Below are 24,937 nucleotides of genomic sequence, written 5' to 3'. Positions count from 1 at the left end.
AAAAAGGAGGGATGATGGCCGGCCAGTTCCTTGAATTTCCGCGGTTTTTGATTTGCTCGGCCCCGGTCATCCCACGTCCGGGCCCGAAATGGGCCCCCTGCCGAGCCCTAGCATTTAGGACACACCACTGAACCCGAGGAAGGGAACCGTAATGGGAGATCTGGCGCGACTGCCGTTGCTTGAAAAAGCACCCACCACACATGCCGGTCTACTGGCATGGGTAGAAGAGGTAGCTCAACTGACCCAGCCGGACCGGATCTACTGGGTTGACGGGTCCGAAGCGGAAAACACCCGGCTGACGGACGAGCTCGTTGCCGCCGGCACCCTGACCCGCCTCAACGAGGACCTCTTCCCCAAGTCGTTCGCGGCCTTCTCCGACCCCGCCGACGTGGCCCGCGTCGAAGAGCAGACCTTCATCTGCTCCGAGAACGAGCACGACGCAGGCTTCACCAATAACTGGATGGCCCCGGCGCAGATGAAGGAAAAGCTGCACGGCCTGTTCGCCGGCTCCATGCGCGGCCGCACCATGTACGTGATCCCCTTCGTGATGGGCCACCTCGACGCCGAGGACCCCAAGTTCGGCGTCGAGATCACCGACAGCGCCTACGTTGTCGCCTCCATGCGGATCATGGCCACCATCGGCACCGAGGTCCTGGATAAGATCACCGCGACCAACGCGTTCTTTGTCCCCGCCCTGCACTCCTTGGGCGCCCCGCTGGCCCCCGGCCAGGCCGATGTCCCGTGGCCCTGCAACCCGGACAAGTGGATTGTCCACTTCCCGGAGGAGCGCTCCATCTGGTCCTTCGGCTCCGGCTACGGCGGCAACGCCCTGCTCGGCAAGAAGTGCTACGCCCTGCGCATCGCCTCGGTGATGGCACGCGATGAAGGCTGGCTGGCCGAGCACATGCTCATCCTCAAGCTGACCTCGCCGGAGCAGAAGAACTACTACATCTCCGCCGCCTTCCCGTCGGCCTGCGGCAAGACCAACCTCGCGCTGCTGGATCCGACCATCGAGGGCTGGAAAGTCGAAACCCTCGGTGACGACATCACCTGGATGCGSTTCGGCAAGGARGGCGAGCTCCGYGCCGTCAACCCYGAGGCCGGCCTGTTCGGCGTSGCTCCSGGCACCGGYTGGGGCACCAACCCCAACGCSATGCGCGCCATCGCCAAGGGCCACAGCATCTTCACCAACGTCGCCCTGACGGACGACGGCGGTGTGTGGTGGGAGGGCATGACCGACGAGGTACCCGCGCACCTGACCGACTGGCAGGGCAACTCCTGGACCCCGGATTCGGACAAGCCCGCCGCTCACCCGAACTCCCGCTTCTGCACGCCGATCGACCAGATCGACATGCTGGCCGAGGAGTACTACAACCCGGACGGCGTGGAGCTTTCCGCGATCCTGTTCGGCGGCCGCCGCAAGACCACCATCCCGCTGGTCACCGAGGCGCGCAGCTGGTCCAACGGCATCTTCATGGGCTCCACCCTGTCCTCGGAGACCACCGCCGCGGCAGCCGGTGCCGTCGGCGTTGTCCGCCGGGATCCGATGGCCATGCTGCCCTTCATCGGCTACGACGCAGGCGATTACCTGAACCACTGGGTCAACCTGTCCGCGAAGGCCAACCCGGAGCGGCTGCCCAAGATCTTCCTGGTCAACTGGTTCCGCCGCAATTCCGAGGGCGGATTCGCCTGGCCCGGATTCGGTGACAACGCCCGGGTCCTGAAATGGGCCATCGAACGCCTCGAGGGCAAGGCCGACGCCGTGGAGACCCCCATCGGGTTCGTCCCCACCGCTGACGCGATCGACCTCAAGGGCCTGGACATGACCCCGGCCCAGGTTGAAGAGGCCGTCCGTGTCGACCCCGCAGAGTGGACCACCGAGCTGGCCTCGATCGAGGAGTGGTTCGCCAACTTCGGCAGCTCGCTGCCCGAGGCGCTGCGCGCCGAACTCGCAGGACTGAAGGAGCGCATGGCTGCCGAGCAGTAGCAGCCCGAACAACACAAAGCAACGCGGGGTCACTTACGGCCCATCCCACCGCTGTGGATGGACCGTAAGTGACCCCGCGTTGCGGTTTAACCAGCGACCGTTAGAACCCAGGATCTCTCGCAAGATGCAGGGCCGCCGCTCTCGTTGGGTGCGTGACGCCGGGACTTAGGTCCCTAGGCCGCGTCCGGCCGGATCCCTAGGCTTGTCCGCATTCCATCAGCCGGGCCGGYCGACGATTGGAGCGTGCGCTGGGGGCATTCCGGGCGGGTGCGGCCGCGCCCCCGACCTGCTCGCGGTAAGCGAGACTCAGGAGTTCCTCATGCTTGTCAACGACGACATCGATGCTTTGTCCAGCGCTGTCAGCGGCCCGGTCGCGTTGCCGGACAGCCCCGAATTCGCGGCGGAGACGTTCGCCTTCAACGTCGCAACAGTGCACCGGCCCGAGGTCGTTCTGGGGGCCGCAGATGCCCGGGACGTCGTGGCGGCGGTTAAGTGGGCGGCCGAGCGTAGGCTTCCCGTGTCCGTCCAGTCCACCGGGCACGGCGCCGAATCGGCGATCGATGGCGGCCTGCTCATCAACACGCGCCGGCTGCAGGACCTGCAGATCGATCCGGATGAACGCACCGCACGCGTCGGCGCCGGGGTGAAGTGGCGCACCCTCCTGGAGGCCAGCGTGCCGCACGGGCTCCTCGGACTGCACGGCTCCAGCACCGACGTCGGCGTCGTCGGCTACACGCTCGGCGGCGGGCYGCCCGTGCTCGGCCGCGCGCACGGCTTCGCGGCGGACCATGTCCGCAGCATGGAGATTGTCACGGCCGACGGCGAGTTGCRGCGGATCGACGCCGACGCCGAGGCCGAGCTGTTTGCACTGATGCGCGGCGGCAAGGGCAACCTGGGGATCGTGACCGCCCTCGAGTTCAGTCTCTTTCCGTTCAGTGACTTCTACGGCGGCGGCATCATCTATCCCGGGGCGGATGCGGCCACCGTCCTGGCTGCCTTCCGTCACTGGCTGCCCACGCTGCCCGAAGACGCCTCACCCTCGATCTCGCTGCTGCGGCTTCCGGACATGGACTTCGTTCCCGAGCCGCTGCGGAACCAGTTCGTCGTGCACCTGCGCTTTGCCTTCCTGGGCAAGCGCGAGGCCGGCGACGCGCTGCTTGCCCCGATGCGGGCGGTCTCGACCCCATTGATGGACACGGCCGGGCCCATGAGTTACCTCGACGTTGACCAGATCCACATGGACCCGGCGGACCCGCTGCCCTTCATGGACGGCGGCGCGCTCCTGAAGGATTTCGGCGAAGAGGCGGTGGCTGACCTGCTCGAGCTCACCGGGGACGGTTCGGACTGCCCGCTGCTGCTCGTGGAGGTCCGGCCGCTCGGCGGCGCTCTGGCCCGGACTGCACTGTCCCGGCCGGGGGCTATGCCGGATGCGGTGCCGGACGCCGTGTCGGGGCGGGACGCGGCCTTCCTGCTGTTCCTCGTCGGGTTCAACATACCGCCCCTTGCCGAGGCCGTATCGGCCTCCATCAGCGGGATCCTGGCCGCGATGGCTCCCCACTCCACCGGGTACACGCTGGTCAATTTCCATGGCGCACCGGGCGACGAGGAGGACCGGGCCCGGGCCTGGACTCCCGCGGTCTACGAGCGGATGCGGTCCGCGAAGTCCACGTACGACCCCGGTAACCTCCTGCGCTTCGGCCACGCGATCACCGGGGTGCCGTCGGCGGGCTGACGCTCTGCGCGGGCTCCGTTGCACCGCTTCACGACGGCGGCCCCCACCTTCACGAAGAGGTGCGGGGCCGCCGTCGATGAGTGTTTTAGCTGGCGAGCCAGATATCCGGGCCGAAGACCTCGTAGTGGATCTTCGTGGCCGGGATGCCGGCGTTGATGGCCTCGTTGCGGATGTTCTTCATGAACGGCAGCGGGCCACACAGGTAGAGCGAGGCGTTGGCCGGGAGGTCCACCTCGCGCAGGGACATGAAGCCCGCGTTGGAACCGGCTTCGGGCTGCTCGAGCCAGAGCTGCAGGTCGGCGCCGTCCAGGCGTTCGACGTCGTCCGTCATCTGGGAGCGCAGCGCCCAGCTGTCCAGGTTGCTTTCGGCGTGCAGGACCAGGACCTGGCSGTCCGAGCCGGACTCGGCCAGGGAGCGCAGGATGGACGCCGTGGGCGTGCAGCCGATGCCGGCCGAGGCCAGGACCACGGGGCCGTCGCCTTCCTTGAGCGTGATTTCGCCGTAGGGGTTGGAGATTTCGATGACGTCGCCCACGGCCACATTGTTGTGCAGCACGGGGGAGACCTCGCCGCCGTCGTCGAGCTTGGTGGTGAAGCTGCGGCTGGTGCCGGCGTCGCCGGAGAGGGAGTACTGGCGGACCTGGCGGAGCCCGTCCGGAAGCGTGACCTTGACGCTGACGTACTGGCCCGGCAGCGCCGCGGTGATGGGGGTGTCGTCTGCCGGTTCCAGCGTGAAGGTCATGGAGCCGGTGCCGGCCGGAGTCTTGGCGGCAACCTTCCAGGGGGTCCACATCTTGGCGTTGGCCTGTGCGGCATAGAGGCCCTTCTCGAGCTTGATGAGGGCGTCCGCCATGAGCCAGTAGACCTCGGTCCAGGCTTCGGCGATTTCCGGGGTGATGACCTCGGCCAGGTCCTCGGCGATGGCGGCGAAGAGGTGCTCGTAGACCACCTGGTACTGCGGTTCGGTGATGCCGAGGGAAGCGTGGCGGTGCGCGATCCGGGACAGCACGGTCTCCGGCAGGGTGTCCGGGTTGTTCACCAGGTGGCTGGCGAAGGCGGCGATGCTTCCGGCCAGGGCCTGCTGCTGATTGCCCGAGCGCTGGTTGGAGCGGCTGAACAGGCCGTCCAGCAGTTCGGGGTGGGCGGCGAAGAGGCGGGCGTAGAACTTGGGGGTGATGTCCCCGATCCGGGAACCGACCAGCGGCAGGGTGGCCTCGATGACGGGGAAGGACTTGTCCGAGAGCATGCTGACTCCTGAGATAGTGGCCCGGCGTCTTCAGCCGGGTCCGCGGCGATACTTGCATTTCAAATACAAATATCTATGCCTCATTTCTACACCGCGTAGAAATCTATTCCAAATCGACCGGATTCCGGGCGTGGCGGCGGCGGGAGAAGGCGGGTGTCAGTGACAAGTGTCGCTGCCGGAGAAGGAACCGGTGGTGCCCACGTTCGTAAACGTCATGCCGGGAAGGGGGAGGAACTGCCAGGAGTAGGACGACGCGTTCAGGGTCAATTTGAGCGGCCCGAAGGCGCTTCGGCCACGGGCCACCATTGCGGTCAGAAGGGGGTCGGTGTTGGCCGACAACGCCTGGAGATCCGCCCCGCCGGCGCCCGCGGTAAAGGACCGGATCCCGGTCGGGGAGAGCGCCGGTACCGCACCTGAGCCGGAGGCGCCGATCGGTTTGAAGATCTCGCTGACGTGGTTGTGCCCGGAAATCATGACGTCGACACCGTGGCCGGCCATGAGGTCCCACATGGGTCCCAGTTCCGGGTAGGAGCCGTGGTTTACGCCCGTTGACCAGCGTGGATGGTGCGCCGCCACGAGGGTGCACGCCGTCGGGGAATTGGTGAGACGGTCCTGCAGCCACAAATATTGCGGGCTGCCGACACCGCATCCACCGCTCACCCCGCCGGGCCCGCATTCACTGTTCAGGGCGATGAAGGTCCAGGCCCCGATCGTCGTCGAGTAGTAGCCGTCCGTTCGGGTCCCGAAGTCGCCCGTGGTGACGCCGGGGCCATAGAAATAGTCGAAATAGCCGCGGGTGTTGTCAAGGTATTCATGGTTGCCGAGCACCGGCGAGGTGATGGCCTTCAGGGCGCCGAATGTGTCGTTGTAGGCGCCGGCCCCCATGAACTCGGCAAGGGTGGCGTTCTGGTATTGAAGGTCCCCAAGGGCGATGAACCTGTCGGGCGACTGGGCCGCGACCACCGCGGCCACGTCGCCCTGGCGGCACACCGACGTGGTGACAACTGAGCCGGGGGCACAGGCGATGTCACCGACAGCCAGCACAGTCGCAGTCCCGCCGGCACCGGGCTGGGTGGTGGCGGTGGCTTCGTTGGAGCCGGGGCCGGTGTTGCCGGCGGCGTCGGTGGCGGTGACGCGGTAGTACCAGGTTCCGGCGGGGCGGTTGGTGTCGGTGTAGCTGAGCCCGGTGGTGTCGGCGATTTTGGTGGTGGTGGCGGGGGTGAAGCCTGCCGTGGTGGAGCGGTGGACGGTGTAGCCGGTGACGCCGGTGTTGTCGGTCGCGGCGGTCCAGGACAGGGCGACGGCGGTTCCGGTGGCTGTGGCGGCCAGGGWCCCGGGCGCGCCSGGYGCGGTGGTGTCGGAAGGGGCGGCATCCGTGTAGGTGAGGGTGAGGGYGGGGCGCAGCGTGGCGGAGGCCTGGCGTGACCAGAACCAGGAGCTGTCGGTGCCGGTGCCGGTCAGGGCCAGGGTCCGGGACCCGGTCCAGCCGGCCATCAGGCTGGTGTCCAGGGGRATGTCGTAGGCCGTGTTGGCGGCCGTGCCGCCGGGCAGGGACCCGAGGGTGGGCCCGGAAACCGCGGGGCGGTTGGCGTAGAGGGTKCCGGTCTCGGACCAGGAGTCGGCYGCCGAGCGGACGTTGAGGGTGTTGGCGGAGCCGGCGGAGGCCAGGCTGGTGGTGCGTATGCGCAGGATCGCGCCGGTCAGKGTTTGCCCGGCMGGGGCTGCCGGGACCTGGAACCGGAGCACSGYCGTGGCGTCCGGTGAGCCGTAGACCGCCAGCGAGCCGCTGGTGCCGAAGTCCGTCGTGGGCGCCGACGCGGAGGTGTAGGTATCCGCCGCACTCTCCACCGCCAGCACCGTCGGTACCGCAAGGGCGGTGGGGGCGGTGATGAACGTCAGTAGGAGCGCCGCGGCTCCGGCAGCGCTAAACCAGCGGATACTTTTCATCAGCGGCCCTTCGACTGGCCGGAAAGACAAAAAATACCGGCTTGGTGACGTTCCCTAGGGGTACTTTGTCATCCCGTGCCTGCCTGAAGTCAATGGGCAGGCCCGCCAGGAAGGGCGTTTGGACGCCAAACCAAAGGTTTTCCCCAGATTGGGCCGGAATCCCGCCGGGCCGCGGCGGAGCGCCAGCGGGCCGCTCAAAGCCCCGGGCGCAGCCCGATCGCGGCAAAGACGGGCGCCATCTGCCGGGAGGTCGGCAGCGACGCGATCACGATCCCGTCGAGTTCGCCATAGAAGGCTTCGCGGGCCCGGGCCAGCGCGGCCCGGAGCCGGCATTCGGTGATGAGCGGGCACGTCCCGCCCGTGGCAATGCAGTCGGCCGGGTCCATGCGGGTGTCGAGTTGCCGCAGCAGCTGGCCGACCGTTGCGGTCCGGCCGGCGCTGCTCAGCCGGGATCCGCCGTTGCGGCCGCGTTCGACGTCGATCAGGCCCAGTGCGCGCAGCTTCGCCATCGCCTTGCTGACGTGGTTGTACGGCGTGCCGACAGCGTCGGCGATGCTCTGGGTGGTCAGGAGCCCGCCGTCCGGAGCGGCCGCGAGCACCAGCAAAGCGCGAAGGCTCACATCGGCGAACGCATTGATCTTCATATCCCCAGCCTAAGGGCGGTCTAGTCCACCCAGACGGCGGGCTCGTTGGTATCGGCGGCCAGCTGGCCGAACTCGAGTTCGTGCGTCCCGGTCTTCGCTGCGTAGGGCAGTACGGCGGCGAACAGGGAGCCGTCCTGGTGCTCTGCCGCGACGTGGATGGCGTCCGAGTCTTCCTCGAGCAGCGTGATGTCGCAGACGACGGCGGCGGCCCGGAACTCTTCCCGGTGCTGCCGGAGCAACTCGTGGAGGTCCCGGATCATGGCGTCCGCGTCGAAGTCGGCGTCCGATCCGTCGCTCGCGTCCGCGGGTGTGACTGCCACCAGCCGGACTTCGCCGTCGTTCTGCACCACCAGGGCGAAGGGCAGGAAGCCACCGTTGCGTTCCAGCTGCTCCTGCGCGGCACCGACGCCGGTGCCGAGCAGGTTCTCCAGGTCCGTGGCGCTGGCGTCCGGCACGGACTCGCGCCAGGATCCGGTGTTGGCGGATTCTTCCGGGTGTACTGCCACCGCTAGCCCCGGACCAGCGCCAGGACGCGGTCGCGGACGCGTTCCATGGTGGCGGCGTCCGTGGCTTCAACGTTGAGGCGCAGGAACGGTTCTGTGTTGGACGGGCGCAGGTTGAACCAGTAGCTGCCGTCGGTGGCGATGAAGGTGCTGCCGTCGAGGTAGTCGACCTCGACGTCCTCCTCGTGGAAGTCCTCGCGGACCCGCTCGACCGCGGCGGCCTTGTCCTCGATTTCCGAGTTGATCTCACCGGATGACCGGTACGGCTCGTATTCGCGGCCGAGTTCGGAGAGCGGGCCCTCCTGTTCGCCCAGGGCGGCGAGGACGTGCATGGCGGCCAGCATGCCGGTGTCCGCATTCCAGAAGTCGCGGAAGTAGAAGTGGGCCGAGTGTTCCCCGCCGAAGATGGCCCCTTCCGCGGCCATGACGGCCTTGATGAAGGAGTGCCCCACGCGCGTGCGCACGGGCCGGCCGCCGTGGCGTTCGACGAGTTCGGGCACCGCGCGGGAGGTCAGCAGGTTGTGGATGACGGTGGGCGTGTCTTCACCGAGGCCCTGGGCGCGGGCGATTTCGCGGCGGGCCACCATGCCGGTGATGGCCGACGGCGAGACAGGCTCGCCCTTCTCGTCGATCACGAAGCAGCGGTCGGCGTCGCCGTCGAAGGCCAGGCCGATGTCCGCGCCGTGTTCGACGACGGCGGCCTGCAGGTCGCGCAGGTTGTCCGGCTCCAGCGGGTTGGCCGGGTGGTTCGGGAAGGATCCGTCGAGCTCGAAGTACAGCGGCACGATCTCCAGCGGAAGCTTGGGCAGCAGGGCATCGCCAAGCACGGCCGGGGTGGTGAGGCCGGCCATGCCGTTGCCGGCATCCACCACAACCTTCAGCGGCCGGGAACCGCGCAGGTCCACCAGGGACCGCAGGTACTCCGCGTAGCCCTTGAGGACGTCCTGCACGCCAATCAGGCCAGTGCTGCCGGCCGCGGGGATGGCGCCGGCGTTGAGGTATTCCTCGGCGCGGGCCTGGATTTCCATGAGCCCTGTTTCGGAGGAGATCGGCACGGCGCCGGCCTTGGCCATCTTGATGCCGTTGTATTCGGCCGGGTTGTGGCTCGCGGTGAACGTGGCGCCGGCGGCGTTGAGGGCCCCGCACGCGTAGTAGAGCTCGTCGGTGGAGATCAGGTCCAGCAGCTGGACGTTGGCGCCGCGGGTGGCTGCGCCGTTCGCGAAGGCTTTGGCGAACTCGGGGGAGGAGGGGCGCATGTCCCCGCCCACCAGCACGGTCTGTCCTGTGAGTTCCAGGACGTCGACGAAGGCGGCACCGACGGCTTCGACGATCTCCGCGGTGATGGATTGCCCCACGATTCCGCGCACGTCGTAGGCCTTGAACGAGGTCGAGAGGTCAAAAGTCTTTGTCTTGTCCGTAGTCACGCGTCTTATCTTACGTTGCGGCCCTGACGCGCCGGCCTGTCCCCGCCCTTGTCTACACGCCGGATTGTGCACATAGCGGGTACCGGCTTCGTGGCTGTCGGAGGGGGCTGGGATACTGAAGCAATGGCCAGTAACCAGAACGCCCTTTCCAGCACGGCCCTAGCCGGCACCCCATCCTCGACCCGGGAACAGGCCCAGAACGTACTGCGGGAGCTCGTGGGCCATCCTGACGCCGAGTTCCATGACGGCCAGTTCGAGGCCATTGAGGCCCTGGTCGACGGCGGCAGGCGGGCCCTGGTGGTGCAGCGCACCGGCTGGGGGAAGTCGGCCGTGTACTTTGTCGCCTCCCTGCTGTTGCGCCGCCGCGGCGCCGGGCCCACCCTGATCGTGTCCCCGCTCCTGGCCCTCATGCGGGACCAGGTCGCGGCCGCGGCGCGGGCCGGGGTGCGGGCGGTGGCGATCAACTCCGCAAACCAGCTGGACTGGGACACTGTCCGCGAGCAGCTCGCCGCCGATGAAGTGGACGTCCTGCTGGTCTCGCCGGAACGACTCACCAACCCGTCCTTCCGGGAAAACCAGCTGCCCGAGCTCGTCCGCCGGACCGGTCTGCTGGTGATTGACGAGGCCCACTGCATCTCGGACTGGGGCCACGACTTCCGCCCCGACTACCGGCGCATCGCGGACCTCATCACGCAGCTCCCGGACACCGTCCCGGTGCTCGCCACCACCGCGACGGCGAATTCCCGGGTGGTGCATGACATCGAGGAACAGCTCGGCAAGGACGTGCTCACCATCCGTGGCGCCCTGGGCCGGGATTCGCTCCGGCTCGGTGTCCTGACCCTGCCCGATTCCCGCGGACGCCTCGGCTGGCTGCTGACCCACCTGCAGGATCTGCAGGGCAGCGGCATCATCTACACGCTCACGGTCTCGGCCGCCGAGGACACCGCCCGCCTGCTGGCTGAGGCGGGGCACGAGGTCCTCGCCTACACCGGCCGCACGGATCCCGCGGACCGGGAACGCGCCGAGCAGCTCCTGAAGGACAACCAGGTCAAGGCGCTCGTGGCCACCTCCGCCCTCGGCATGGGTTTCGACAAGCCGGACCTCGGCTTCGTGGTGCACCTGGGCGCGCCGTCGTCGCCGGTGGCGTACTACCAGCAGGTGGGCCGCGCCGGCCGTGGCGCGGCGAACGCCGACGTGCTGCTGCTGCCGGGATCCGAGGACCGCGACATCTGGCAGTATTTCGCCACCGCATCCATGCCGTCCGAGGAGAAAGCTGCCGCGGTCCTGACGGCCCTCGCCGAGGCAGGCACGGCGGTGTCCTCGGTGGCGCTCGAAGCCCGGGTGGACCTGCGCCGCACCCCGCTGGAGCTGCTGCTGAAAGTCCTGGCCGTGGACGGCGCCGTCGAACGCGTCGGCGGCGGCTGGCGTTCCACGGGACAACCGTGGAACTACGACGCCGAGCGGTACGGCCGGATCGCCGAGGCCCGGGTGGATGAACAGGACTCGATGGTCATCTACCAGGACACGGCCGGCTGCCGGATGGAATACATCACCTCGGTGCTGGACGATGAAACGGCCCGCGCCTGCGGCCGCTGCGACAACTGCGCGGGCCGCTGGTTCCGCGCCGACATCGCCGAGGACGCCACGGAGACCGCCGGGCAGACCCTGCGCCGGGCCGGCGTCGCCCTGGAACCGCGGCTGCAGTGGCCCAGCGGCATGGACCGCCTGGGCGTGCCGGTCAAGGGCAAGATCAAGCCGGATGAGGCCCTCGCGGACGGCCGGGTGCTGGCGCGCCTGACGGACCTTGGCTGGGGCGGGGCCCTGCGGGAGGCCTTCGCCGCCGGTGCRCCCGACCGGCCCGTGGACCCGGGCATGCTGCAGGCCTGCGTCCAGGTGCTCCGGGAGTGGGGCACCGGAGATGCCCGGACCGCTGGCTGGAGCGGGGCCGGCCGGCCTGCCGCGATCATCAGCCTGCCCTCCCGCGGGAAGCCGTTGCTGGTGGATTCCCTGGCCCGCGGGATCTCGGAGATTGGCCGCATCCCGTATCTGGGCCAGCTGCAGCTCAATCACGGCGGACCCACCGGCGGCCGCGGCGGGAACAGCGCCTACCGGCTCGCCGGCGTCTGGGACCGTTTGGTGGTGGGACCGGAGCTGGAGGAGGCCCTGGCTGGAATCCGTGGCCAGAGCGTCATGCTGGTGGACGACCTCGTGGACAGCCGCTGGACCCTGACCGTCTCCGGGCGGGCCCTCAGGCTCGCGGGCGCCGGCGCCGTTCTGCCGCTGGTGCTGGGCCAGGCCGGCTGACCTCAGCACCGGCGTGGCGGGGGAGGACCAGGCTGTCCAGGGTGCTCAGGAGCATCAGGACCGCGATGGCCAGGAACGCCGCCCGGTACGGCGCCGCCGGATCACCGGGGGCCCCGGTGGATCCCGCGCGGCCGCCTGCCTCGAAGACCCGCAGCAGGAGCGCCCCGACCGCGATCCCGGCCGCGGTGGCGAGCTGCACGAGCGTCGCGGAGACGGCGTTGGCGGACGGCAGCTGGGCCGGGACGACGTCGGCGTACTGCACGGATGCGTACGCCGAGAACCCGATCGAGCGGAACGCCCCGCTGGCCACCAGCACCGCGACAATCAGCGGTTCCGGCGTGCCGGCGTCGAGCAGCGCGCACAGCGCAAAAGTGGCCGCGGAGGCCAGAGACGCGAACACCAGGACGGGCTTGAACCCGAAACGCCGGATCAGGGGCGTCGTGGCGGGCTTGATCCCGATGTTCCCCACGAACACGGCCGACACCATCGCCCCGGCGCGCAGCGGGTCCCAGCCGAAACCGACCTGGAACATCAGCGGCAGCAGGAACGGCACCGCGCTGATGGTCAGGCGGTACACGAAGCCTCCCGTCGCCGTCGCGCGGAACGTCCGCGTGCCGAAGACGGACAGATTGAACAGCGGCGTGCTGGTCCGCCGCATCCAGGCCGCGGCGGCGGCCAGGAGCAGCAGGCCCGCAGCGATCCCCGCGGCCGCCAGCAGTCCGGCGTCCCGGCCGCCCATCAATTCCAGGCCGACCAGCAGGGATCCCACCCCGAGCGTGGTCAGGACCAGTCCGAGCCAGTCCAGGCGCCGCGTGCTGTCGCCGCGGACTGGGGGGACCAGGCGCAGCGCGGCCAGGAAGGCCGCCAGGCCCAGGGGGAGGTTGACCAGGAAGATCCAGTGCCAGGACAGGTAGGTCGTCAGCGCTCCGCCCACCAGCGGGGCGAGGACCGGGGCCAGCAGCCCGGGCCACACGAGGAAGGCCGTAGCCCGCAGCAGATCCTTCTTCGGGGTGCCGCGGAGCACCACCAGCGTGCCCACCGGGACCATCATGGCGCCGCCGGTACCCTGCAGGACGCGGCTCAGCGTCAGCATGGTCAGGTCCTGGCTGAGCGCGCAGAGCAATGACGCGGCCGTGAAGATGGCGATGGCAAGACAGAACACCCGGCGGGCACCGAGCCGCTCCGCGAGCCAGCCGCTGAGCGGGATGCCCATCGCCACCGTCATCAGGTAGGCGGTCATGGAGATGTTCACGTCGGCGGCCGGCACCGCGAAATCGGCGGCGATACTGGGTATGGCGGTCGTCAGGACGGTCCCGTCGAGGAATTCCATGAAGAACGTCGCGGCCACCAGCAGGGCCAGCCGCGGGCTCCAGCTGCCCCCGGCCGGGTCCGCGCCGCGCGGGGAGGCGTTCATGCGCGTGTCTCCATGGTCCGGCTCACCCATAGCGCCGGCTCATCCACTGCACTGATTCACCCATTGCACCGGTTCACCCATGGCGCAGGGGTGGTTCCGATTCCAGCACGGCCATGGCGGCGTTGTGTCCGCCGATCGCACTGACGGCGCCGCCGCGGCGGGCACCGGAGCCGCAGAGCAGGATCTGCGGATCATCCGTCGCCACGCCCCAGCGGCGCGCCGGGGTGTCCAGCGGTTCGCCGTCCTCCACGAACGGCCAGTCGAGGCCGCCGTGGAAGATATTGCCGCGGGGCATCCCGACGGCGCGTTCAATGTCCAGGGTGGTCTTGGTTTCAATGCAGGGCCGCCCGTCCGGATCCGTCATGAGCAGATCCTCGACGGGCTCAGCCAGGACGGAGTTCAGGGAGGCCAGGACGGCTGCCTGCAGTTCGGTGCGGCGGTCCTCGTTGTTCTCCGCCGTGACCAGCCGGTCCGGGACGTGCAGGCCAAAGACGGTCAGCGTCTGGGCGCCGGCGGCCTGCAGTTCCGGGGACAGGATGGTGGGATCGGTCAGTGAGTGGCAGTAGATTTCGCACGGCAGCGGCGAGGGCACGGATCCGGCGGCGGCGGTGCTGTAGGCGGCGTCGAGCTGGGACCAGGTCTCGTTGATGTGGAACGTCCCGCCGAACGCGGCCTCGGGGCTGACGGATCCGTCCAGCAGCTCCGGGAGGCGTTTGAGCAGGAGGTTGACCTTGACCTGCGCACCCTCGCGCTGATGGTTCGGGTTGGGGCCGGCAGGGGCGCCGGCTGACAGGTCGGCGGCAGGCCGGCCGCGCAGCCGGTCGAGGACCACCGGCGCCACATTGGATAACACCCACCGGGCGGAAGACGAATGGTCCCGCCCGCCGTGGCGGTAGTCCACGGCGCCGCCGGGCCGGACGGCGGTCACGTCCGCGGAGGTCAGGATGGTCGCGCCGGCGTCGCGCGCGGCCCGCTCCAGCTCGCCGGAGACCGCGCCCATGCCGCCGACCGGCACGTCCCAGTCCCCCGTCCCGCCGCCGATCAGGTGGTAGAGGAAGCAGATGTTTTGCTGCAGGTCCTCATCGTCAGCCCGGGCGAAGGTACCGATCAGCGCATCCGTCAGGACCACACCGCGGACCAGGTCGCTGCCCAGCTCCCGGCGGATCGCCTGTCCGATGGGATGCTCGATCATGGCCTCCCACGCCGCGTCGGCCCCGGCCCGGCCGGCGAGGGCCCGCGCGTCGGACCGCGCCAGCAGCGGCGCGGTCATGGTGGGCCAGAGTGCCTCCGTGAGCTGCCGGCACGCGGCGTAGAACGCGGTGAAGGCGCCGAACTCGCCGTCGGGAGCGCCGACGGCGGCGAACGACGCGGCCGTGGCGGCCTCGTCCCCGTTGTCCACCAGCAGGGCCCGGCTGGCATCCGCGGGGTCCGGGGTGTAGGAGGAATAGCGCCGCCGCGCCAGCGTGATGCGCAGGCCGAGGTCGTCGATGATCTGCCGGGGCAGGAGGCTGACGAGGTACGAATAGCGCGAGAGGCGGGCGTCGACGCCGTCGAACGCGTGCGCGGATACTGCTGCGCCGCCGGCGTGTTCCAGCTTTTCCAGGACCAAGACGTCCCGCCCGGCCTTGGCCAGGTACGCGGCCGCGGCCAGTCCGTTGTGGCCGCCGCCGACGATGATGGCGTCAAATTCCGTGTTGCTCGACATGGGCCTATCCTGCCATCCGGATCCGCCGGCGGGCGTGAGGCGTCCGGCCACCGGACGGGCCGGGCCGGGGGGACGTGACTGCTGGGGGCAGACCAGCGCGAATGAACGCCGTCGATCCGCCCTGATCTGCCCGGGAACGCAAAAAGCCCCGGTCCGAGGACCGGGGCCAAACGCGGAGACGGGGGGATTTGAACCCCCGGTGGAGTTGTGCCCCACACTTCATTAGCAGTGAAGCCCATTCGGCCGCTCTGGCACGTCTCCAATTGCTAATAACTAGCCAACCAAGGATACGCAGAAGGTGCCACGCAGTGCAAAACGGCCGCTCCAGAGCAACGCGGGGTCAGATCCGGCCCATGCGGGGCCCCCGGATGGGCGCTAAGTGACCCCGCGTTGCTTGGGTGTGGGCCTTACGCCTCGGTGCCGGCGAGGGCCCGCCACAGGAAATGCTGGCTGCGGCTTTGCAGGGCCGCCGCCTGCCGGTTGTCCGAAGCCCCCGCGTGGCCGCCCTCGAGCGCCTCGTGGAACCAGACATTGGGGATGCCCATGGCCTGCATGCGGGCCGCCATCTTCCGGGCCTGGACCGGCCCCACCCGGTCATCCGAAGTCGCCGTCCAAATAAACGTCTCCGGGTAGTCCACGCCGTCCTTGAGCAGGTGGTACGGCGAAAACGTCTTCAGGAACTCCCACTGCTCGGGCACGTCGGGGTCGCCGTATTCGCCGATCCAGGAATAGCCCGCGGACAGTTTGGTGTASCGGCGCATGTCCAGSAGCGGGACCCCGCAGGACACGGCGCCAAARAGYTCAGGGTACTGGGTGAGCATGTTGCCCACCAGCAGCCCGCCGTTGGAGCCGCCCACGCAGCCGAGCCGCTGACGGGACGTGACGCCGCGGGAGATCAGGTCCTTCGCGACGGCGGCGAAGTCCTCGTACGCCCGGTGGCGGTTGCCCTGCAGCGCGGCGCGGTGCCAGTCCGGCCCGTACTCGCCGCCGCCGCGGATGTTCGCCACCACGTAGACGCCGCCGCGGCGGTGCGTGCCCTCGCCCTCTTCGCCGCTGGACTCCGCGGTCCGCCGCTCCAGCCACGCCCGGCCGATCGCGCCGCTGTACGCCGGCGTCCGCGAAATCTCGAAGCCGCCATAGCCGGAAAGCTGGGTCGGGTTCTGGCCGTCCAGCACCAGGTCCTTGGCGGCCACCTGGAAGTACGGAACCTTCGTGCCGTCGCTGGAGGCCGCGAAGTGCTGCTGGACCTCGTAGCCCGCATCGTCGAAGAACGACGGCGACGTCCGGATCACCTCGTGCGTGCTGGTCACCGATCCGCCGTCGCGGGCGAGTGTCCCGCGGGTCAGGGTGGTCGGCGTCGTGAAGCCGGTGGCCACCAGCCAGAAGTCGTTCCCTGCACCCGGTGCCTCGCCTTCGGCGACCGAGGCGGCGCCGCCGGTACCGTCGTCGTCCGAGCCTTCGGCGTCGTCTTCGTCGTCCACCGCAAAGGCATTGACGTCGTGCAGGGGCGGGCAGGCGTCCAGCACGGTGGCGGCCCATGCGGCGTCCGTACCGGGGCGCCGCGGATCCAGGACGTGGATCTCCGAGGACACGTCCCGGAGCAGGTTCAGCAGCAGGAAGTCCCGCGTCCAGCTCCAGGACTGCAGGGAGGTGTGCGGATCGGGGGTGAAGAGCACGGCGAGGTCCCGGGAGCCGGCGAGGAAGTCCTCGAAGCCGGCCGCGAGCAGGGAGCCCGCCGGGTGGGTGGTGCCGTTGACGGTCCAGTCACGCTGCGGGCGGAACAGCAGCCATTCACGGTGCGAGCTCAGGTTCACGTCCGCCGGCACGTCGATCTGCACCCATGCACCATCGCGCAGCACCGAGGTGTTCTTCTCGAAAAAGCTGATCCAGTCGACGGCAAACGTGCGTTCGAAGCCCGGCGTGGAGTCGTGGGCCACGATCGCCATCATGTGGTCCTCGGGAATGTCGAACAGCTGCTCGGCCTGGGCCAGGGACTCGCCGCGGCGCAGCTTCACCCCGGTGCGGGCATAGGACGAGGTGGTCCGCGGCAGATCGTGGGCGGTGGTGGCGACCAGCAGGGTGTCCCCGTCCAGCCAGGAGGCGTTGCCCTTGCCGGTCGGGAGGTCGAAGCCGCCGTCGGCCGGGTCCACGAAGCCGCGGGCCTCGACGTCGAACTCCCGGTGGCGGTTGGCGTCCCCGCCGTCGGGGGAGAACGCCAGCAGGGCCCGCCGGTGGGGTTCACCCGGGGCCGGGCGGAGGAAGTTGGCGCCGTGGAAGACCCAGTCCTGGTTCTCGGCGGCGGCGAGGGCGTCGACATCCAGCAGGACATCCCACTCGGGGGTCCCGGCCCGGTAGCTGTCCCAGCTGGTGCGCCGCCACAGGCCCCGGGGGTTGTCCCGGTCCTTCCAGAAGTTGTAGTACCACTCGCCGTGCTTGCCCACCATGGGGATCCGGTCGGTGGAGTCGAGGACCTCCAGGATCCGGCCTTCCAGATCGGCGTAGTCGGCGTCCTCGAGGAGCTCCTCGGTGCGGGCGTTCTGTTCACGGACCCACGCCAGCTGCTCCTGGCCGTAGATGTCCTCCAGCCAGATGTTTTCGTCGACGGGTTCGGGGGAAGTCCCGCCAGCAGGGAGGGCGCCGGTGGCCTCGCCGGACGCGGACGGGTGGTCAGCTTCTGTGGTGGTCATTTTCCCATCCAAGAACATCGGTGCGGCAGTGGCAAGTCACACCGAGGTCAAGCCGGCGGCCGGTTGCCGATACGCTGGATGCCGTGGGCATATCTCGAAGCATCCGGACGGCAGTGATAGGCGCCGGTCCCCGGGGCACGAGCGTGCTGGAACGGCTCCTCGCCAACTGGGCCTCCGCCGGCTCCGCGGGCACCCTGCACATCGACGTGGTGGACCCTTATCCGGCGGGCCCGGGGCACGTCTGGCAGCCCGGACAGTCGCGGCTGTACCTGATGAACACGCAGTCCTTCTATCCCACCGTGGTCCCCGAAGACCCGGAACTCGTGCCGCCCCTGGCCGGGCGCACATTCGACCAGTGGCGCGAACTCCAGCAGGCCCACCCGCACCCTTCGCTCACTGATGACGAACGTGCCGAGCTCTCACGGCTCGGCGAGGCGGACTTCCCCAGCCGGGCCCTTTACGGCCGTTACCTGCGGTCCACCCTCGAGGAACTGCTCACCGTGCTGCCGGCCGGCGTCAGCGTGGACTTCCACGCGGCGAGGGCGACGTCGGTCCGCCACGCCGCCGCGGAGGCCGCCGCGGCGCCGGGCCCGGACCTGGCCGCCTCCGGGCCGGCCGGCGCGGAGGACGCTGCGGTGCGGTTCGACGTCGTGCTCGACGACGGCACCGTACTTACCGTCGACTCCGTGGTGCTGGCCGTGGGCCACCTCGACGCGCGGTTGAACCCTGAACAGCGGGAGCTGCTTTCCGCGGCGGAGGAACTCGGTCTCCTGTACGTGCCGCCGGCGGCGCCAGCCGACGTCGACTGGTCCCGGGTGCCGGGAGGCAAACCTGTCCTGGTGCGCGGCATGGGCTTGAACTTCTTTGACGTGATGGGACAGCTGACGGAAGGGCGCGGCGGCCGGTTCGTTGCCGGGGAGGGCAACGCTGAACTGACGTATCTGCCGTCCGGCCGCGAACCGCTCATCATCGCCGCCTCACGCCGCGGCACCCCCTACCGGGCGAAGGCGACACTCACCGGCTACTACCCCGGAACGGTCCGGCTGCGCTACTGCACTGAGGGCGCGATCGCGAAGTTCGCCGACTCCGGAATCCGGCCCTCCTTCGACTACGACCTCTGGCCGCTCCTGCACCGGGACGCGGTCTGGGCGTACTACTCCACGCTCGCGCGCTCGCAGCCCGACGCCATCCTGACCGGCCCGGCCGAGTTCCTGCGCGCCCTGGACGAGTCTTTGCGGCCGCACGCTCACTCGACCGTCAAGTGGGAGCACACCGCGGAATCGGTGATTGCCGTCCATGTCCGGGCATCCCGCCGCCTGGACCTGCTCGGCCTCGCGGCGCCCCTGGCCGGGCGCTCGTTTGACTCCAGAGCCGAACTGGACGCCGCCGTCGTCGACTACCTGCTCGACGACGCCCGGCGCTCGGCCCTTGGTGAGGACGATCCGGTGAAGATGGCGATCGGCGCGCTGCACCACGGCCGGGCCGTGCTCAAGACCGCTGTGGCCGATAGCGGCATCACGGACGAATCCTGGGTCGCCGGCCTCCGGGGCTGGTTCGAATCATTCGTGGAAGGCCTGGCGAGCGGTCCGCCGGCGCCGCGCTCCGCGCAGCTCGCGGCACTGGCCCGGGCGGGAATCGTGCGCTTCGTGGGCCCTGACCCCAAGTTCGGCGTGGACCGGCGGGCCCGGATGTTCACCGCGGCGTCACCATGGGTGGGCGGCGGAATGGATGAAAGCGCCGACGGCGGGGCGGAAGGTGCCGCGATGGAGCCTGCCGGCATCGGTGGTGCTGCCGCGGGCGGTGCTGGGGTCCGCGGTTTTGTGGGCAGTGCCGGCGTGATCGGTGCTGCATCAGGGACGGCGCACGCGGGTGCGGTAAGGGACCGGACGGAGAACGCTGTGTCCGGATTTGGGGCGGCCGCCGCGTCCGGTTCCGGAGCGGGGGCTGTGTCCGCGGCGGCGATGATCGAGGCGCTGGCCCCGGCCAACCGGGTGGCCGTCAACTCTTCGCCCCTGCTGGAGCAGTTGCTCGCCGAGGGGCTGGTGCGGCCGCGCCTCATGATGAGCGTGGAGGGGACCCCGGTGCAGACTTCCGGGCTGGACGTCGTCCCGCATCCGTACCGGCCGCTGGGTGCCAACGGGTCCGTGACGCCGGGGCTTTACGTGCTCGGGCTTCAGCTCTCCGCCACGCAATGGGGCACGGCCATCGCCGCCGAGGCCCGGCCGAAGGCCGGCCCGGTCTACCGCAGCGGCCAGCGCACCCTGCGCGACGCCGACGAGATCGCCCGCGACATCCTGGCCCCCTAGCCCGCACCCCTAGCCCGTAGCCCGCAGCCCGCACCCCCTAGCCCGCACCCGCCCGCGGCTCAGGAGCCGCTCAAAAGTGGACATGTCCTCCGGCGCGCCTGCCTCCAAGAATGGACAAGCCCTCCCCTGGGGCCGGGCAGTGGACAGTTGGTGCTTATGTCCAGTGCTGCGGGCCAGGGGAGGGCATGTGCCGTGGTGGGGGACCAGGAAGTCCGGGCTAAGGCATCAGCCCTTGAGGCACTTCCGGTAGGCGGCCATGGCTGTCCCGTAGTTCACCTGGCCCACGAGATCCCCTGGCCTGGTCGGCTTGACCGGCGGCGTGCACTTCGGCGGGACGGGGACGCTGGCCGCGACCTTCACCGCCGTTTTCACCACAGTGCCGGATTCGACGGCGGTAAGCACCAGGGTGCCCGTGCCGGCGGCGGCGCCAGCGGGAACCAATACGCTCACGTTGGCGGCGCCGGCGGTCACCGGTACCGTACCCAGGGCCGTCACGGTGCCCGCAGCGTCCGTGAACTCGGCGCGCAGCGAGGCATTCACCGGGCTGCCCAGCGAGGTGAGGTCCAGCTTCGAAACCGCCAGTGTGATGGATTCGCCGCCCTTGACCTCGGCCGCCGTCGTGTTCACGACAGCCACGGAGCGGCGGGCGAAGTCCGGCGAGACCGGGTTGTGGGCCTGCAGGTACTTGATCCAGGCGTCGCGGTCCACGAGCCCGGAGTCCTTGGTGCCCGCGCCTTCCTTGAAGATGCGGAAGTTGTCGCCGCCCGTGGCCAGGAAATTGAACGTCCCGATCCGGTAGGACTTCGCCGGGTCGAGAAGTGCACCGTTGACCCGGATCGAGGTGATCCGGTCACCGGCGGCGCGGGCGGCGTCGTAGGTGTAGTTCACGTTCTTGGACAGGCCCAGCTGCTGGTACGCACGGCTGGGAACCGTGCCGTCCGGGTTGGTCTGCCACTGCTGCTCCAGCAGGGTCTTGAACTGCGCACCGGTCAGGGACGTGGTCCACAGATTGTTCACGAACGGCAGCACCGCGTTGGCCTCGGCGTACGTGATCGTGCCGTCGGGCGCGTAGTACAGCTCGTTGCGCAGGCCGCCCGGGTTGACGACGCCGATTTCGGCGGCGCCGAGGTCCGGCGCCTTCAGCGCATCCACCAGGGAGTCCGCCACCAGGTTGCCGAGCGTGGACTCGCTGCTCCGGTCATCGCGCACAGCCGGGGAACCGGCGAACGCCGTCGTGATGTCCGCCGTGACCTTGCCGACAGGCTGGTTGCCGACCACCGCGGCGTCGGCCAGGGCCTTGTCCACGATTGCCTTGACGGCCGCGACGCGCGGGTACTGCGCCACAAGATCGGCTGCCGGCTGCGCGGCGCTGGTGGTGCGCTGGACGTTGCCGGCCTTGTACCCGGTTACCGACATGGTCCTGGTGTCGATGGTCAGCTGGATCTGGCCGATGAACTCGCCGTAGTTTCCGGTCTGGACGATCGGGCGGGTCTTGCCCGTGGGCTGGCCCGCCGCGTCCAGGACCGGGGCGTCCCACGCGTACTGCTTGTGGGTGTGGCCGTTGAAGATCGCCGCCACATCCGGGGTGACCTTCTGGACCATCTTGGCGAAGGGGCCGCCCGCGGCGATTTCCTGCTCCAAAGTGGCGCCGTCGGGCGCGCCCGACCCGGCGCCGTCGTGGTTCTCCACGATGATGACGTCGGCGAGCTTGTCCGCCTTGATCTTCGTCGCGACCCGGTTGATCGCGTCGACGGGGTCACCGAATTCAAGATCCGCGATGCCTGACGGCGTGACCAGGAACGGCACCTCCTGCGTGACCGTGCCGATCACGGCGACCTTCACGCCGTTCATGTCCAGGACCGTGTATTCCGGCAGGACCGGGGTGGTGGTGCCTTTGGCGTAGACGTTGGCGCCCAGGTACGGGAACTTGGCGTTGGTCCCGCCGGCGGTGACACGGTCGCGCAGGTCAGYCCAGCCGCCGTCGAACTCGTGGTTGCCCACCGCGGAGGTGCGCAGCTCCAGGGCGTTCAGCACGTCGATGGTCGGCTGGTCCTTGGCGATCGCCGAGGCGAACAGCGAGGCGCCGATGTTGTCGCCGGCCGAAATGAACGCCGTGGCGCCCGGGGCGGCAGCGGCGCGCAGCTTCTCGATGGTCCCGGCAAAGAACACGGTGTTGGAATCGATGCGGCCATGGAAGTCGTTGATGCCCAGGAAGTTCAGCTCAACACTTGCCGGGGTGACGGGCAAGTTCAGGCCCACCACCACGGGATCGTGGTCGCTCGCCCGGAACTGGTCCGGAGCGTAGTAGTCGGTGACGTTGTTGTTGTAGCGGCTGTACTCCAGCGCCACGGATTCCACGGAGTTGATGTTCCAGATGTCCGCGCCGGTGACGGCGGCGTTGGCCGCCGGGGAGGCGAGGATGTGGTCCAGCGAGCCCACGAGGCCGCCGAACAGGTAGGAGTGCTTGGCGGACCTGTCGGCGTTCTTGGCCTTCTCATCCTGGTTGACGTACCCGGCGCCCGTGAGGACGTTAATCGGATCCTCCTTGGCGTAGGAGTTGAAGTCACCGATCAGGAAGACCTTGTCCGTGCCCTTGGACTTCTGCAGTTCGTCGGCGAACGCCAGCAGGGACTTGGCCTGGGCGGTGCGCGCCAGGTTCGAGGCGCCCTGGCCCTTGTCGGTGTCATCCGGCGTCGCGGCGGAGCCCTTGGACTTGAAGTGGTTGGCGATCGCGATGAACTTCTTGTCATCGGAGGCGCCGACCGGCTTGAAGACCTGGGCCATCGGCTTGCGGGCGCTGGCGAACGCGACCGTGTCGTTGTGGATGATGGATTCGCCGATCGGTTCGGCGGCGGCCAACTTGTAGATGAACGCGGTGCGGATCATGTCCTCGTCCGCCAGCGGGGGTGCGTTGGCGGGCGTACGGACGTAGTCCCAGATCCCCGGCGTGGCGATGTTCAGGGCATCCACCAGTTTGGCGAGGGCGTCGTCCCGGTTCTTGCCGAACTGGGCCGAGTTCTCGACCTCCATGAGCGTGACGACGTCGGCCCCGGATTTGGAGATCGCCGCGACGATCTTGTCCTGCTGCCGCTTGAAGTTCTCCGCGTTCGCCGCGCCGCGGACGTCGCAGCCGCCCTTGACCGTGATGGGGTTGCCGTCCCGGTCCGGGTAGAACGTGCAGCCGGAGATCTGGTCGCCGGTGGTGGGGAAGTAGTTCAGCACGTTGAAGGAGGCGAGCTTGAGATTGCCGCCAACCGCCGCGGGGGTGTCCGCGCGGGTGGCGCCGAAGCTGGCCGGCTGGACGGTGTCCGCGTTGGCGGCCGTCAGCTGGGTCAGGGGCTGGAACTTCCAGGCATTGTTCGCGTAGCTGAGCACCACGTTGGTTTTGAACGTCACCGGCGCGCCGACCCGGACGTGATCCGTAGTGGTCATGTACGGGAGCACCTGGGCCTTGGTGGCGGCGTCCTTGAGGAAGTTCGTGGTGGCGCCGTCGTCGAGCTTGATGCCGCGGGCGGCGTTCGCCGCGACCGTGGCGGTGTACTCCGCGGAGCCGAAAGGCGCGACGGCGGTGGGCTGCGCCAGCGCGGTGGTGCCGCCGGCCAGGCCGATCTCGCCGTACTGGTTCAGCGAGAAGTTGTCCGCCACCGTGACGGGGCCCTGCGGGGTGAGCAGCATGCCTTCGAGGGACTCACGGAAGGCCTCGTCGGCGGGCAGGGCGAAGCCGGTGGCCTTGACCTCGGGGGCGGCCTCGGTGAGCTTCTTCAGATCGGCCGCCGCGGCGACGTTCAGCTGGGTCATGCCGAAGAATTCGCTGACTGCGCCGGTGAGTTCGACGTAGTCGCCGATCCTGACGGCGTCGACTGTCGACGGCGAGTAGACGAACACCGCGTCCGACGCCGCGTGGTTGGCCGGCGTGAGATCGCCGCCTGTGCCGGGGGTCTGGACGTAGTAGCCGGCGAAGCCGCCGGTGGGGAACGTGGCAGTGACCCTGCCGCGGGTGGTGACCGAGGATCCTGCCAGCGGGCTTGCGGTGCCGTTGCCCTGGATTTCGGCAATGGTCTTGGCGGCCGGAGGCGTGCCCGGCCCCGGGTCCACGGGGCCGGCAGCGCCACTGGCCGCCGTCGGCGTGATGGCTGCGTTCAGTGCGAAGTCGGCGGCGTTGTTGTTGGTGTCCCCGCCGTTGCTGCGGTTGATGCTCTTGACGTCGGTGTTTCCCGACGGCGCCGCGGCCGCCTGGGCCTCGAAGGTGTTCGAGGTGCCGTAGCCGAGGAGGTCCGCGACGTTGGTCGGTTCGATGACCGAGCCTGTCGGCAGCGGGTTGAGTGCTGTGGCCTGTTTGGCCAGCACGATCGTGCCGCCGCCACCGGCCGGGTTGAAACCGGTGGCGGTGGCGTCGGCGGCCGGCAGGTCGGTGCCGGCCGTGCCGTTGCTGCCGCCCTTGAGCAGGTAGTAGCCCTTGGCGGGAATGCTGCCCGCCAGGGCTGCCACCGAGCTCGGCGCACCGGTGCCCGGGGCTGAGCGGTACTGGAGACTCCAGCCCTCCAGTGAGACCGGTGCGTCGGAGCCGTTGTACAGCTCGACAAACTTGTTCTTGAAGGCCGCGCCGGAGCTGCCGCCGCTGAGATAGGCCTCGTTGATGACCACCGGCGAGGTTCCGGTTGCTGCCGGCAACGGTTCGGTGGCGTTAGCCGGCACGGCCGCCGCCAGTGGAGCTGCTATCAGCGCCGCCGACAGTGCTGAGCCCAGCGCTGTTTTCCAGGGTGTTATTTTCATCCGCTCTAACTCTCATTAGGGTGCCCCGGGTAAAGGGCAGGGTGCAGTGCGTCCGCAGGGTGCAGCGGACAGTGGCCGGCCAGAACTCCTGGTCAAGTCGTGCCGGGCCCATCCAAACAGGGGTGAATGAACAACGTATGGACTAAACGTGCATTCGGCGGGACGCCCCCCAGCGGGACGCGCCGCAGCCTTCCCGGAGCGGCTCGAAAGCCCCGGGCGATGGTGACTGGTGATACGGGTGAGCGGTGTCCGGGTGCCTCCACCG

The 24,937-nt window shown here is 69.2% G+C and carries 13 protein-coding genes and 1 tRNA gene; 4 read left to right on the top strand and 10 right to left on the bottom strand.

Features of this window, described 5'->3' with window-relative positions; all coding sequences use genetic code 11:
- Positions 1-151 precede the first annotated feature (151 nt).
- Both AC1DHX_RS08685 and AC1DHX_RS08680 read left to right on the top strand, forming a co-directional pair.
- Positions 152-1,987, top strand: a complete 1,836-nt coding sequence (locus tag AC1DHX_RS08685; RefSeq protein WP_223914403.1) for a phosphoenolpyruvate carboxykinase (GTP) — start codon at positions 152-154, stop codon at positions 1,985-1,987.
- A gap of 319 nt (positions 1,988-2,306) precedes the next feature.
- Complete coding sequence (locus tag AC1DHX_RS08680; RefSeq protein ID WP_476899953.1) at positions 2,307-3,719, top strand: FAD-binding oxidoreductase; 1,413 nt, start codon at positions 2,307-2,309, stop codon at positions 3,717-3,719.
- An 85-nt stretch (positions 3,720-3,804) separates the two neighbouring features.
- On the opposite strand, the gene AC1DHX_RS08675 is transcribed toward AC1DHX_RS08680, so the two are convergent.
- From AC1DHX_RS08675 to AC1DHX_RS08655, 5 genes are all read right to left on the bottom strand, one after another.
- Entirely contained in the window at positions 3,805-4,965 is a 1,161-nt protein-coding gene (locus tag AC1DHX_RS08675; RefSeq protein ID WP_476899952.1) for a globin domain-containing protein, read from the bottom strand.
- 156 nt (positions 4,966-5,121) lie between these two features.
- Entirely contained in the window at positions 5,122-6,912 is a 1,791-nt protein-coding gene (locus AC1DHX_RS08670; RefSeq protein ID WP_476899951.1) for a CBM96 family carbohydrate-binding protein, read from the bottom strand.
- A 194-nt stretch (positions 6,913-7,106) separates the two neighbouring features.
- A complete protein-coding gene (locus tag AC1DHX_RS08665; protein ID WP_230009078.1) occupies positions 7,107-7,556 on the bottom strand; it encodes an RrF2 family transcriptional regulator in 450 nt (149 codons plus the stop codon).
- Positions 7,557-7,576: 20 nt separating this feature from the next.
- Positions 7,577-8,062 (bottom strand): hypothetical protein, encoded by a 486-nt coding sequence (locus AC1DHX_RS08660; protein ID WP_476860413.1) that lies wholly within the window; start codon positions 8,060-8,062, stop codon positions 7,577-7,579.
- Between the two features lie 2 nt (positions 8,063-8,064).
- Positions 8,065-9,483, bottom strand: a complete 1,419-nt coding sequence (locus tag AC1DHX_RS08655) for a phosphomannomutase/phosphoglucomutase (RefSeq protein WP_476860412.1) — start codon at positions 9,481-9,483, stop codon at positions 8,065-8,067.
- A 123-nt stretch (positions 9,484-9,606) separates the two neighbouring features.
- Here AC1DHX_RS08655 and AC1DHX_RS08650 point away from each other — a divergent pair, with 123 nt between their 5' ends.
- Positions 9,607-11,787 (top strand): RecQ family ATP-dependent DNA helicase, encoded by a 2,181-nt coding sequence (locus AC1DHX_RS08650; RefSeq protein WP_476860411.1) that lies wholly within the window; start codon positions 9,607-9,609, stop codon positions 11,785-11,787.
- Here the strand turns inward: AC1DHX_RS08650 and AC1DHX_RS08645 are convergent.
- The 4 genes from AC1DHX_RS08645 to AC1DHX_RS08630 all read right to left on the bottom strand — a co-directional run bounded on the left by AC1DHX_RS08645 (position 11,732) and on the right by AC1DHX_RS08630 (position 17,593).
- A complete protein-coding gene (locus AC1DHX_RS08645; protein ID WP_476860410.1) occupies positions 11,732-13,201 on the bottom strand; it encodes an MFS transporter in 1,470 nt (489 codons plus the stop codon). The two genes, AC1DHX_RS08650 and AC1DHX_RS08645, sit on opposite strands and share 56 nt — an antisense overlap.
- Positions 13,202-13,274: 73 nt before the next feature.
- Positions 13,275-14,906: a phytoene desaturase family protein gene (locus tag AC1DHX_RS08640; RefSeq protein WP_476860409.1), complete on the bottom strand. Its 1,632-nt coding sequence runs from the start codon at positions 14,904-14,906 to the stop codon at positions 13,275-13,277.
- Between the two features lie 173 nt (positions 14,907-15,079).
- Positions 15,080-15,167 (bottom strand) — tRNA-Ser (locus AC1DHX_RS08635).
- 146 nt (positions 15,168-15,313) lie between these two features.
- Positions 15,314-17,593 (bottom strand): prolyl oligopeptidase family serine peptidase, encoded by a 2,280-nt coding sequence (locus AC1DHX_RS08630; protein ID WP_476860408.1) that lies wholly within the window; start codon positions 17,591-17,593, stop codon positions 15,314-15,316.
- An 83-nt stretch (positions 17,594-17,676) separates the two neighbouring features.
- Here AC1DHX_RS08630 and AC1DHX_RS08625 point away from each other — a divergent pair, with 83 nt between their 5' ends.
- Entirely contained in the window at positions 17,677-19,899 is a 2,223-nt protein-coding gene (locus AC1DHX_RS08625) for an FAD/NAD(P)-binding protein (RefSeq protein WP_476860407.1), read from the top strand.
- Positions 19,900-20,124: 225 nt separating this feature from the next.
- On the opposite strand, the gene AC1DHX_RS08620 is transcribed toward AC1DHX_RS08625, so the two are convergent.
- Positions 20,125-24,672 carry an ExeM/NucH family extracellular endonuclease gene (locus tag AC1DHX_RS08620; RefSeq protein WP_476899950.1) on the bottom strand — a complete coding sequence of 1,516 codons (4,548 nt, stop codon included), beginning with the start codon at positions 24,670-24,672 and terminating at the stop codon, positions 20,125-20,127.
- Positions 24,673-24,937 lie beyond the last annotated feature (265 nt).

Source organism: Arthrobacter sp. 05N33_2 (genome assembly GCF_056397425.1).
The sequence above is the reverse complement of the archived record's forward strand: the minus strand, read 5'-3'. Positions and strand labels throughout refer to the sequence as shown.